Below are 12,711 nucleotides of genomic sequence, written 5' to 3'. Positions count from 1 at the left end.
TTAGATTATTCGGAGCTTGGCTTTCAGAGAAAGGATTTTTTATGACAGAAGAATTGCTAGCCTATAAACGCATGCCGTTGTGGACGGCTGAGACAATGCCAGAAGCGGTAAAGAGAAAGCACAATACCAAAGAGGGAACTTGGGGCAAAATCACTGTTCTCAAGGGACGTCTTAAGTTTGTCGAGATGTCAGAGGAGGGTGAGGAGCTGGCTGAGCACATCTTTGAGGCTGGTCAGGACAATCCTTTTGCCCAACCCCAAGCTTGGCATCGGGTCGAAGCCTTGACGGATGACCTAGAGTGGTATTTGGAGTTTTACTGTCGGCCTGAGGATTATTTCCCAAAGAAATACGGCAGCAATCCAGTGCACTCAGAGGTTTTGGAAGCCATGCAGACAGTCCGACCAGGGCGGGCGCTTGATTTGGGCTGTGGTCAAGGTCGCAATGCTCTCTTTCTAGCCAAGCAGGGCTTTGAAGTGACGGCTGTAGATCAGAATGAGCTGGCACTGGAGATTTTACGCAGCATTGTGGAGCAGGAGGGTTTAGATCTGCCAGTGGGTAGCTACGACATTAACTCAGCTAGTCTGACCCAGACTTATGATTTGATCGTTTCCACCGTTGTCCTTATGTTCCTGCAGGCGGATCGGATTCCGTATATTATCCGAAATATGCAAGAACATACAGCGCTTGGTGGCTACAATCTCATCGTCTGTGCTATGGATACAGAAGACTTCCCATGCTCTATGCCTTTTCCTTTTACTTTTAAGGAAGATGAGCTTGCCGAATATTACAAAGACTGGGAGCTGGTTAAGTACAATGAAAATCCTGGTCACCTCCATCGCCGTGATGAAAACGGCAATCGAATTCAGCTGCGCTTTGCGACGATGCTGGCTAAAAAGGTTCAGTAGGAGACAGTAGGAAAGAACTAAATTTTTGAAAATTTAGCTTTACCAACTTATTTTGAGGTTCTGGTTTAAAAGGTCTGGGAGACAATTTAAATTGTCTCAGCCTCAATATTTTTTGAACATAATAAAGCTAGACTGAGGAATTTTTGTCCCAGTCTTTTTTATTTTAGTGAAAAACTTTAGAAATATTTTAGAATTTCTTGAGAAATATCTGAAGTTTGGAGGCTATACTAGAAAGTGCAAGGGGGAGAGAAAAGAGCTGGAAGCAACAGGACAGCTGGTAGAAAACTTTAGTTTTTCTTTAAGTGTGAGTCTAGAGCAGATCACTTTTAAAAGCAGACTGAACGACCTTATTCTCTCCTCTTGCGGCAATTTTTTCCAGACCTTCAGTTTTCTGTTGACGAGGAAAAAAGAATATGTTAAAGTAAATGAGTAAAATAAAAAAGTCAATTATATTTTACTTAATATACAAGGAGGAACTCATGAAGAAAAGAACGAAAATCATTCTAACTTCTACGTTGACTGTGACCAGCCTAATCTTAGCTGCCGGTGGCTACTGGGCTTATAAGACATTTGTCCCTCAGGAGACACCGGTCGATAAGAATGCCACAGTGAGGACCAATTACTATCAAGCCATCAATAAAAAATGGCTGGAAAAGGCAGAAATCCCTAGCGACCAGCCGTCTAATGGTGTGTTTTATGAACTGAACGAGCAGGTCAAGGATAAGATGAAGGCGGATGTCAAAAATCTAGTCTCTGGTAAAGAAGAGTCAACGATTGAAGGCATGCCTGAGTTTATTAAATACTACCAGCAGGCTACTGACTTCAAGCAGCGGGAAAAGGATGGCCTATCCCCTCTCAAGTCCTATCTCAAGGAAATTGAAGACTTGTCCGACCTGAAGGACCTAGCTAGCAAGGCTGTTGACTGGGAAAAGCGTGGTCTAGCACTGCCGTTTACCCTTGAAATTAGTTCTAACCTAGAAAATACCAATCAGAAACAAGTGAATCTGTCCAGTCCAAGTCTTATGCTACCGGATAAGAGCTACTATGAAGATGAAGGTGCTAAGAAAAGGATGATGGATCCGCTGGAAAAAGCATTCAAAGAAGCCTTGCAAAAGCTGGGCTATAGTGAAAAAGACAACGAAAAGATTGTCAAAGAAGCCTTAGAATTTGATGGAGAATTGGCCAAGTATGCCCAAAGCAATGAAGAAGCTTCGGAAATTAAAAATCTCCACCATCCTAAGACGGCAGAAGACATCAATGCCTACTCTGATACCTTTAAGTTTCACGATATTATCAATGACTATCTAGGCCAGGAAGCTGGTGATGTCAATGTACCTAACCCTAAGTATTATGAAAATTTTGCCAAAGTAGTCAACGACAAGAACTTTGCCAAGCTCAAATCTTGGATGCTTGTGAAGCAGGCAGCATCAGCATCTAGTTTTCTAACCGATGACTATCGGCTGATTTTTGCAGAGTACCAAAAATCCTTGCAAGGTACTAAGGAAGCAACTTCAAAAGAAGATGCAGCATACGATCTGACAACAGGAACTTTTTCAGATGTCTTCAGTCTTTACTATGGCCGCAAATATTTCGGTGAGGAAGCCAAGCAAGAAGTGACCCAAATGGTCAAAGATATCAAGGAAGTCTATCGGGAACGAATGCTGAAAAACGAATGGCTGTCAGAAGAAACCAAGCAGAAAGCAGTCAAGAAGCTGGATACGATGAAACTCTATATCGGCTATCCTGAAAAAGTTCGCGAAGTGACTAAGGCCTTAAAAGTAGATGATAAAAAATCCTTCTTTGAAAATGCAATTGCTTTGAGTCAGGCAAAACATCAATATGATGTTGAGCACTTCTCTGAGCCAGTAGACAAGACCGAGTGGCTGATGCCTTCCTATGATATCAACGCTTACTACTCACAGGAAAATAACAGTATCAACTTCCCAGCCGCAATCCTGCAGAATCCATTCTTTGATGTTAAGCAAGAAATGGAAAAGAACTATGGTGGTATCGGTATGGTTATCGGTCACGAGATTACTCACGCCTTCGACTCAAACGGTGCAAACTTTGATGAAGAGGGGAATTTGAACAATTGGTGGACAGAAGCAGATAAGAAAGCTTTTGACAAGAAAATTGAAGCTGTTACCAAGCAGTGGGATGGTATTGAAATCTACGGCGGCAAGGTCAACGGCAAGCTTACGGTAACAGAAAATGTAGCCGATGCGGGTGGACTTTCAGCTACTCTCGAAGTTGTGAAAAAGAAATATCCAGATGCAGACTTGAAGAATTACTTTGAAAACTATGCCAATATCTGGAGAAGCAAGGCCAGTCTGCAATTTAACCAACTTCTCTTGAAGGTGGATGTTCATGCTCCGTCCGAACTGCGGGTCAACCAGCAACTCAAAAATGTAGAGGCCTTCTATGAAACCTATCCAGAAATTAAAGAAGGTGATGCCATGTATCTGGCTCCTGATAAGCGGGTCAGCGTATGGTAAGATTGCTTGTCTAGAGAAGACGATAAAATAATCTAAGCTATGAAGCACAACCAGTTTGGTAATAGGAGAGAAGTTTGTTCTTTTTCTCCTATCCATTCTTTCCTGCGACACTTGCGCGGCTGCGGGTTGTGCCTCCGCAGCCACGTGTCTTTAAAGTCAGATTTTATCTGGCTTTTTTCTTTTACAAAAAAATTTTTATACAGCTTGATATAAATCTATGGAAATTTATACAAGAGACTTGGTGGGGCTGCTAGGTATAGAGCTAGAGTAATTTTTTCCTAGGGGAATTTATTCATTTTAGGCAGTAGAAGAGATTTTGGAAACGCTTGCAACCATGGTAAGAGAATAGTATACTAAATATGCGATAAATATTTTATCAATTAATATACAAAGGAGAAACTGATGAAAAAGAAATTTTTCAGTTGGGCTATTCCAGCCTTGATGCTTCTTACACTCTTTCCTTTTCAGGTTGTCTCAGCCTGTACCGGCTTTATTATCGGCAAGGATTTGACGACGGATGGTTCGACTCTCTATGGTCGAACAGAGGACCTGGAACCCAACCACAACAAGAATTTTGTGGTACGGGAGCGCAAGTATAACAAGGCTGGTGATAGATTCGTAGATGAAACCAATGGCTTTAGCTTTGATTTGCCAGCTGTTAGCTACAAGTATACAGCGGTACCGGATGTGACACCAGAGCAGGGAGTTTTCGATGAGGCCGGTTTTAATGAGGAAGGCGTTTCTATATCTGCGACAGTCTCAGCCAGTGCTAATGATGATATTCAAAAAGTAGACCCTTATGTTAAGGACGGTATCGCTGAATCTGCTTTAACTTCTGTAGTCCTGCCTCATGTGAAAACAGCAAAAGAAGGAGTAGAGCTACTAGCTAAAATTGTCAGAGAAAAAGGTGCAGCCGAAGGCAATATCGTGACGATTGCTGACAAGACGGGTGTATGGTATATGGAAATCCTTTCTGGCCACCAATACGCTGCCATCAAGTTTCCGGATGACAAATACGCTGTTTTTCCCAATACATTTTTCCTAGGTAGTGTAGATAAAAATGATACTGAAAACACCATCTTATCAGCTGATCTGGAAAAAATAGCTCAGGATGCTGGCACCTATAAGGAAATCAATGGCAGCTTCCATGTAGCCCAATCCTATAATCCGCCGCTGGCAGAAGCTGACCGCTCTCGGGTTTGGTCCGGTATCAAGGCGCTGGATCCTAATGCAGATGTGCAATATGACGATGAATACTTTGAACTCATGCACTCAACCAGCGACAAGCTTAGTCTGCGTGATGCGATGAACTTGCAACGAAATCGATTGGAAGGAACAGACTTCAAACCGCAAGATCAGATGGAGCTAGACGGAAAAGGGATTCCAGATAAAACCAAAGCAGACCCGGTTTATAAATATCCTATTTCCAATCCAAATGTCATGGAGGCCCACATCTTCCAGCTAAAGGATAATTTACCTGCCTCTACTGGAGGAGGGATTCTCTGGCTAGCTATGGGAAGTCCGCGCAATGCACCATACCTCCCTTACTATGGCAATATCAGCAATACCTCTCAACCTTATCAAGAAATGAGTACAGCCTACAATGAGAATTCCTGGTATTGGACTGTTAGCCGAATCAATGATTTGGTTGCAAAATACCCAGAACTATTTGAAGATGGCTCTATTCGCAGTGAAATTGAGCGTATGGAAAGCCAATGGATGGAGGAGCAGCCTGCTCGTGATAAGGAGCAGATTAGTCTGTCTGAACAGCCAGAACAAGCCAGTCTTAAAGCGACAAAAGATTCTATGGAGCGAGCGGATTCAGTCTTTAAGCGCCTCAAGGAAATCCAGAAGATTGCTGAAGATAAGGTCGTGGCTGAATACGGTACAAGTGCTTTAGAGGAGATTGAGGAGTTAGAGGACTCTGACACAGAGGAGACCATTCGTCTGGAAGATTTTGACTACGATATTGCTATTGCAGGAGGCATCTTTGTGCTGACTGTCATTGGAGTAGCGATTTATCTTGTCAAAGGAAAAAATAGAAAAGGAGCAGACAGTCATGAATAAAACAAGAAGAATTGCTCTCTATATCTACTTAGTCCTAGCTGGTATAGGCTTGCAGTTTGAGCTTGGGAGCATGGCAGAGAAGGATGTCACCTTAGAAGCTGGCCGCGACTTGGTTCTGAACTTAGCTGTTTTAGCTGCTTTTTTCCTGCCTTTCTATTTCTTGATTAAAAAACTCGCCAAGAAGTTATCGGTTGAGACGATTGTTCTAGGGACAGCCCTTTTTGGAGGTGCCTTTATCTCTGGCTGGCTCAGCTTTGCAGGCAATAGCTTGATTGATATTATTAACTCTAACTTTATCAAGGATCCAGCTGTTTTCAATGATTGGACCAATGCGCTGACTGCTCCTTTTGCGGAGGAATTTTTCAAGTCTCTGACAGCCTTTGCCGCTCTCTACATTTTGGGGCGCAAGGATATTGAGTCAGTCTTAATCGCTGGGCTGAGTTCGGGCTTTGGCTTTCAAGTCATAGAAGATATTGGCTATGTATCCAGAGTGACTTTCGGAGGACAATATAGTGGTTCCTTAGAAGCAGTTGGCCGAATTGCTGGCGGATTGGCTTCACATACTCTCTATACAGCAGTGGTGACCGTTGGGGTTTATCTTCTCTTCTCCACAGCTTACAAGAAATACCGCCTCTTTGGTCTCTGGTGCGTCGTGTCAACAGTTGCCAATCACTTTATTTGGAACTCTCCTTTCTTCGAAACAGAGCATCGGATTAACATCGTTGTCGGTTTCTTATTTGCCTTTCTCGTTGCTACCTTTATAGAAGTTTACCGACTGGTCCTGAAGGAGAATAGGACAGATTTAGAAATTTAAATAATTTTGAGGAAAATTATAAAATAAGGTTTTGTAATCGCTTGCAAAACCCAGAGTAAAAGGCTATACTGAATATAGTATTTCATTTTGTAATGTTTACAAAAAAACAAAGGAGATATTTTTATGAAAAAAATATTGTTTCGTTCCTTGTTAGCTCTTTCGACCATTTTTCTCTTTCCTTTCCAAGTGGTCGAAGCCTGCACAGGATTTATTGTCGGGAAAGACCTGACGGCAGACGGCACAACGCTTTACGGTCGGACAGAGGACTTGGAGCCCAATCACAATAAGGTCTTTCTGGTTCATCCGAGAAAGACCAATGCGAGTGGTGCCAAGCTGGTCGATGAAACTAACAACTTTGAATGGACCCTACCGGCAGAAAGTTACAAGTATACTTCGGTATCAGATGTGACCCCATCCCAAGGTATTTTTGACGAGGTTGGCTTCAATGAATACGGTGTTTCCATTTCTGCGACTGTTTCTGCCAAGGCTAATGATGCCATCCAAAAAGTGGATCCTTATGTAGCAAATGGCTTGGCTGAGTCTATCCTGACAACTGTCGTTCTGCCTCATGTTCAGACTGCCCGTCAGGGTGTGGAGCTGATGGCACAGATTGTCAGAGAGCAGGGAGCAGCAGAGGGGAATATTATCACCATTGCTGACAAGACCGGTGTCTGGTATATGGAAATCCTATCTGGTCACCAATATGTTGCTATTAAATTCCCAGATGACAAGTATGCTGTTTTTCCTAATACTTTCTTCTTGGGCAGTGTTGACTTTGACGATACAGAAAATGTTATTGCCTCAAAGGGTGTTCAGGATGTAGCCAAGCAAGCTAACTCTTATAAAGAAATTGACGGCAAATTCCACATTTCACAGTCCTATAATCCACCGATGGCAGAGGCAGATCGTTCACGTGCCTGGGCGGGTATCACCAGTCTAGATCCAAATGCGGCCGTGTCTTATAACGACTCTTACTTTGATCTCATGCACTCCACAGACAGAAAGATCAGTGTAGCAGATGTCATGGCTATGCAGCGCAATCGCTTTGAGGGTACTCAGTTCAAACCGCTGGACCAAATGGAGCTAGATGGTAAGGGGCTGCCACAACGCGGTACGACAGACCCTGTTTACAAATATCCGCTGGGCAACCCAAATGTCATGGAAGCTCATATCTTCCAGCTCAAAGACGGTGTTCCAGCCAATATGGGCGGTGGCACTATGTGGCTGGCGGTAGGCAGCCCGCGCTTCTCACCTTACCTGCCTTATAATGGGAATATCACAGATACTTACGACGCTTATAAGGTCAACACAACTAGCTATAGTCCAGACTCTTGGTACTGGGTAGCATCTCATATCTATGATATGGCGGCCAAGCATCAGGACCTCTTTGGTACTTCTGTCCAAGACAAGTGGAAAGCTTTGGAAGCCCGCTTTATTGAGGAGCAAAATGCTCTAGATGCAGCCAATGCAGCTCTGCCAGACTCTTCAGCCAAAGTTACAGAGGAAACACAGGCTCGAGCAGCTCAAGTCTTTAAGGAAATGAAAGAGCTAGAAGCTGAAATGGAAGCTAAAATCAAGGAAGCAACAAAAACCACTCCATCTAGCTCCAGCAAAGATTCTAGTAGCTCTTCGTCATCTCAAAGTTCGTCAAGTTCTTCTTCTTCAGAAACTTCTAGCAGTTCTGATACACGGACGGAAGTCAATGTAGAAGATGACAGCTTGGTGGATGTCGCAACGGGCATTCGCTTGAAAAATGCTGACTTGGTCAAGGCCGGTCTTCAAATGTCTGTGCAAAAACTGGAAAGCAAGAATCAGCCGACAGATACCTATGACATTCGCTTGACCAATCCGAATGGTCAGCCAGTGCATCAAGTCAGTCCGACCCTTGTGACGATTCCAGTCCGCAAAGACCTGCCAGTAGATGCTGTCTATGCCCTGGATGAAAATGGCAAACAAGTTGAGAAGTTTGATGTAACGGTTAATCAAAACCAGACCATCAGCTTCACGACCGATCATTTCTCTGTTTACCAAGTACAGTATCGAAATGAGCAGTCCGTCAAGGCCAAGAAAAAAGACCTGCCATCAACAGGTGAGCAAGTCACCATCATGGGCCTTGCAGGCTTGATTATCCTAGCAGGAGTCTTCTTCCTTTTGAAGAAAACAAAGAAAAACTAATTTAAAATAAAAAGAAGGCCGAGCAATATGTTCGGCCCTTCTTAGTGGAAAAAACGACTTTTGTCTAGGCCAGCCTTCAAGCTATAGCCTTTATCTCCAATAATCATAGTTATAAGTAGTCAAAATCATGTCAGTGATTTCTTCGGGCTCTTCCTGAGCTCCGCTAGCTATCCAGAGGGAAATAACTCCTTCAACGCTGGATAGGAAGATTTCCAGTGCATATTTCTGAGGGATCTGAAAGTTCTCCTCTAAAAAATGCTGGGTAGCAGTCTCTTGCTTGTCACTCAGAATGATACTGGTCATAAACTCCCGAATAGCCTCTCGAAAGTCAATATAATGGCTTCTGGTCAGGGCATTGATTAGACGTTCATTGGCACGCAGTATATGAAATTTTGCTATCATTAACTTTTTGGGATATTCGTTCTCCACTTCAAACATGCTATAACTAGAAAGTTGGGAAATAATTTCGCTTTTGAGACTATCAACCATCTGATACTTATCTTGGTAGTGGAGATAGAAGGTGCCGCGGTTAATCCCTGCCCGTTTGCAGAGTTTGCTGATGGAGATAGTATCAAACCTTTCCTCTGATAGTAGCTGAATCAAGGCTTCCTTGATGTCTTCCTTAGTGCTGGTTTTTCGTTTCTGGATCATTTTTTCTTCCCTTTTTGCTTAAATCAACACTTTGTTGATTTTTGGTTATTGATTTTTATCTAAGCTCATTATATAATATCTGTGATTTGGAATCAACAGTTTGTTGATTTAAGGAAACGAGCTTTGAAAAGGAGAGAAACGATATGGCTTATATTGAAATGAAACATAGCTTTAAACGTTATCAGATGGGGGATACGGAAATAGTTGCCAATCACGATATTTCATTTGACATTGAAAAGGGGGAACTGGTCATTATCCTAGGTGCTTCTGGTGCCGGTAAGTCTACGGTACTTAATATCCTCGGAGGTATGGATACCAATGATGAGGGAGACATCCTGATAGACGGACAGAATATTGCTGACTACAATTCCCACCAGCTGACGGACTATCGCCGCAATGACGTGGGCTTCGTCTTTCAGTTTTATAATTTGGTGCCTAACCTGACGGCCAAGGAAAATGTCGAATTGGCTTCTGAAATCGTCAAGGACGCTCAAGATCCAGTAGCAGCTCTGACCGCAGTTGGTCTGGAAAAGCGCCTCAATAATTTTCCGGCCCAGCTATCAGGCGGGGAGCAGCAGCGGGTGTCTATCGCTCGGGCTGTAGCTAAGAATCCCAAGATTTTGCTCTGTGATGAACCGACAGGAGCTCTAGACTACAATACCGGCAAGCAAGTGCTGCAAATCTTACAGGATATGTCCCGCAATCAAGGTGCAACGGTTATTATCGTGACCCACAATGCTGCCTTTGCTCCCATTGCTGACAGGGTTATCCGCATGCACGATGCGAGAGTCAAGAGTGTTACAGTCAATGAAGAGCCTCAGGATATAAGTACATTGGAGTATTGATATGAAGAGAAAGATTTATTGGAAAGATATTCTGCGCTCCTTCACTAGCTCTAAAGGACGTTTCCTATCTATTTTAATCCTCATGATGCTGGGCTCTTTAGCTCTCGTGGGGCTCAAGGTCGCTCCACCCAATATGCGCAGAACAGCAACAGATTACTTGAAAGAGCAACGAACCATGGACTTGGCTGTTATGGCGGACTATGGTTTGGATAAGGCGGATCAGAAAGAGCTGGAATCTATTAAGGGAGCTGATGTCGAGTTTGGCTATCTGACAGATGTCACCGTAGACGAGGAGGCCCTACGAGTATTCTCGGATACCAAGGATATTTCAAACTTTCAAGTGACCTCCGGTCGTCTTCCCAAGAATGCGCAAGAAATTGCCCTGGCTAGCTTTTGGTCTAGAAAATATAAACTTGGTCAGGAGATTGATCTGACCGAGAAAGCAGGCAGTCGGTCAGTTCTGAAAAACAAAACTTATAAGATTGTGGGTTTTGTCAACTCAGCAGAGCTCTGGTCTGATAGAAATCTGGGCAATGCGACTAGTGGCAGCGGAGCTTTATCAGCCTATGCTGTAGTCAGCCCCAAGGCCTTTGATACAGATGTTTACAGTATTGCCCGCCTGCGCTATCATGATTTAGAAAAGCTGGCTCCCTTCTCTGAAAGCTATCAGGAGCGTTTGGAGCAGCACCAGACTGCTTTGGACAAGAGCCTGGAAGATAACGGAGTGGCTCGCTTTAAGCGATTAGAGGCAGATGCCAAAAGCACCATTCAGAAGGGCCAAGATAAGATTGCTCAAGCTGAGAGTGAGCTGAGCCAAGGGAAAAAGCAATTAGAGCAAGCTCAGAGTCAGCTAGACCAGCAAAAAAGCCAGCTAGTAGCAGCTCAATCTGCTTCTATCCTCCCTCCTGCACAGCTCAGCCAGAGCCAGCAGCAGATTCAGGAAGCTGAGTCCCAGCTCAATCAGAAAAAATCTGAGCTGGCACAGGCGGAGAAAGACTTATCAGCTAGCAAGGACAAGCTAGCTGACGCTAAGGCAGACCTGAATCGTTTGAAAGAGCCGGTCTATCATAGCTATGACCGCAAGTCTCTGCCAGGTGGTAATGGCTATCATATGTATAAAAACTCCATGAATAGTATTGCGTCGATTGGTAATATCTTCCCGGTGGTGCTCTATTTGGTGGCAGCTATGGTGACCTTTACCACCATGACTCGCTTTGTCGATGAGGAGCGAACGAATGCAGGCGTCTTCAAGGCTCTAGGCTATCATAGCCGAGATATCATTCGCAAGTTTGCTCTTTACGGTTTGGTAGCAGGCAGTCTAGGTACCCTCATAGGGATTCTGCTGGGACATTATTTCTTGTCAGGTGTGATTTCTTCTATTATTACCAGAGGGATGGTGCTTTCTGCCCCTCATGCTTATTTTTATATTTCCTATAGTTTACTGGCCCTGGGGCTTTCCCTTCTATCCAGTGTTCTCCCTGCCTATTTGGTGGCAAGACGGGAGCTGACAGAGGAAGCAGCTCACTTGCTTTTGCCCAAGCCACCGGTCAAGGGCTCCAAGATTTTCTTGGAAAGACTGCCCTTTATCTGGCGACGTCTTAGCTTTACTCAGAAGGTCACAGCACGCAATATCTTTCGCTATAAGCAGCGAATGTTTATGACTATCTTTGGTGTGGCGGGTTCTGTTGCCCTGCTCTTTGCCGGTCTAGGACTCCAATCTTCTATTGGTGGTATTCCAAAACGTCAGTTTGAGGAGATTCTGCGATACGACTTGATTGTCGCTGTCAATCCTGAGGAGAATCAAGCCGAACAAGACAAGCTGAAAAAGATGTTGGCAGATGACTCGATTGCTGACTATCAGGAGATCCACAGTGAAACCTTGACAGAGAAATACAAAGGAAAAAAAGAGACAGAGTCAGTCACTTTGATGGTTACGGACAAGGAAAATTTCGAACCTTTTATTTCTATGGAAAGTCCTGATAACCAGCAAAAGCTGACTCTCAAGGACGGTGTAGTTGTTTCGGATAAATTGGCCCGTATAGCTGGAGTTAGCCCCGGTGGCAGTATAGAGCTGGGTGGCAAGCCTGTCAAGCTCGCAGCAGTCAATGAGAATCATTTTGGCCATTTTGCCTTTATAAAGGCAACTGACTACCAGAAGATTTACGGCAAAAAGCCCGAGAAAAACGCTTATCTAGTGCGACTCAAGAACCCTTCTAGTAAGAATATTGTGGACAAGGCCAATGAATTTATGAGCCTCAAGTCTGTCAAGAGTGTTTCTCAAAATGCAAGCATGGTGAAGCAGTTCAACGTTCTAGCTGATTCTCTTAATAATACAATGCTGGTTTTGGTGCTGATTTCCATTCTTTTAGCAGTCGTTATTCTCTACAATCTGACTAATATCAATGTAGCAGAGCGGATTCGTGAGCTGTCCACCATCAAGGTTCTGGGCTTCCATAATAAGGAAGTGACCCTCTATATTTATCGAGAGACCATTATTCTGTCAGTAATTGGGATGGTAGTTGGGCTTCTAGGCGGTTTCTTCCTGCATCGTTTTTTGATTGAGAAGGTTGCGCCTAGCATTATCAGCTTAAACCCTCAAGTAAGTCCCTCAGTCTATCTGTTTCCTCTAACTGCAGTGACTCTTATTCTGACCTTGCTTGGCTTCTTTGTCAACTACCGTCTCAGACGAGTAGATATGATGGAAGCACTTAAGTCTGTCGATTGAAAAAAACACTTCAAAACTTTCACTCACTTGATGG

8 protein-coding genes are annotated in these 12,711 nt (G+C 43.7%); 7 read left to right on the top strand and 1 reads right to left on the bottom strand.

Translation table 11 applies throughout. The features are described 5' to 3' along the window. The first annotated feature begins 41 nt into the window (after positions 1–41). The 5 genes from tehB to SSV_RS07405 all read left to right on the top strand — a co-directional run bounded on the left by tehB (position 42) and on the right by SSV_RS07405 (position 8,456). Complete coding sequence (gene tehB / locus SSV_RS07435; protein WP_072074303.1) at positions 42–905, top strand: SAM-dependent methyltransferase TehB; 864 nt, start codon at positions 42–44, stop codon at positions 903–905. Between the two features lie 425 nt (positions 906–1,330). Beyond that, complete coding sequence (locus SSV_RS07425; protein ID WP_072074302.1) at positions 1,331–3,400, top strand: M13-type metalloendopeptidase; 2,070 nt, start codon at positions 1,331–1,333, stop codon at positions 3,398–3,400. A 402-nt stretch (positions 3,401–3,802) separates the two neighbouring features. Next, positions 3,803–5,467 carry a C69 family dipeptidase gene (locus SSV_RS07415; RefSeq protein WP_072074300.1) on the top strand — a complete coding sequence of 555 codons (1,665 nt, stop codon included), beginning with the start codon at positions 3,803–3,805 and terminating at the stop codon, positions 5,465–5,467. Then, positions 5,460–6,281, top strand: a complete 822-nt coding sequence (locus SSV_RS07410) for a PrsW family glutamic-type intramembrane protease (protein ID WP_072074299.1) — start codon at positions 5,460–5,462, stop codon at positions 6,279–6,281. The genes SSV_RS07415 and SSV_RS07410 overlap by 8 nt, the downstream gene beginning before the upstream one ends. Before the next feature lie 123 nt (positions 6,282–6,404). Continuing rightward, on the top strand, positions 6,405–8,456 hold the full coding sequence (locus SSV_RS07405) for a C69 family dipeptidase (protein ID WP_072074298.1): 2,052 nt from the start codon (positions 6,405–6,407) through the stop codon (positions 8,454–8,456). 90 nt (positions 8,457–8,546) lie between these two features. Here SSV_RS07405 and SSV_RS07400 read toward each other — a convergent pair whose 3' ends face one another. Next, entirely contained in the window at positions 8,547–9,107 is a 561-nt protein-coding gene (locus SSV_RS07400) for a TetR/AcrR family transcriptional regulator (protein ID WP_072074297.1), read from the bottom strand. A 143-nt stretch (positions 9,108–9,250) separates the two neighbouring features. Here SSV_RS07400 and SSV_RS07395 point away from each other — a divergent pair, with 143 nt between their 5' ends. Both SSV_RS07395 and SSV_RS07390 read left to right on the top strand, forming a co-directional pair. After that, on the top strand, positions 9,251–9,952 hold the full coding sequence (locus tag SSV_RS07395; protein ID WP_072074296.1) for an ABC transporter ATP-binding protein: 702 nt from the start codon (positions 9,251–9,253) through the stop codon (positions 9,950–9,952). Between the two features lies 1 nt (position 9,953). Then, positions 9,954–12,677 (top strand): FtsX-like permease family protein, encoded by a 2,724-nt coding sequence (locus SSV_RS07390; protein WP_072074295.1) that lies wholly within the window; start codon positions 9,954–9,956, stop codon positions 12,675–12,677. Positions 12,678–12,711: the final 34 nt, after the last annotated feature.

Source organism: Streptococcus sanguinis, from assembly GCF_001078705.1.
Taxonomy (GTDB): Bacteria; Bacillota; Bacilli; order Lactobacillales; family Streptococcaceae; genus Streptococcus; species Streptococcus sanguinis_D.
Note: the sequence above shows the minus strand (reverse complement) of the source record. Positions and strands in the feature narration are given on the sequence as shown.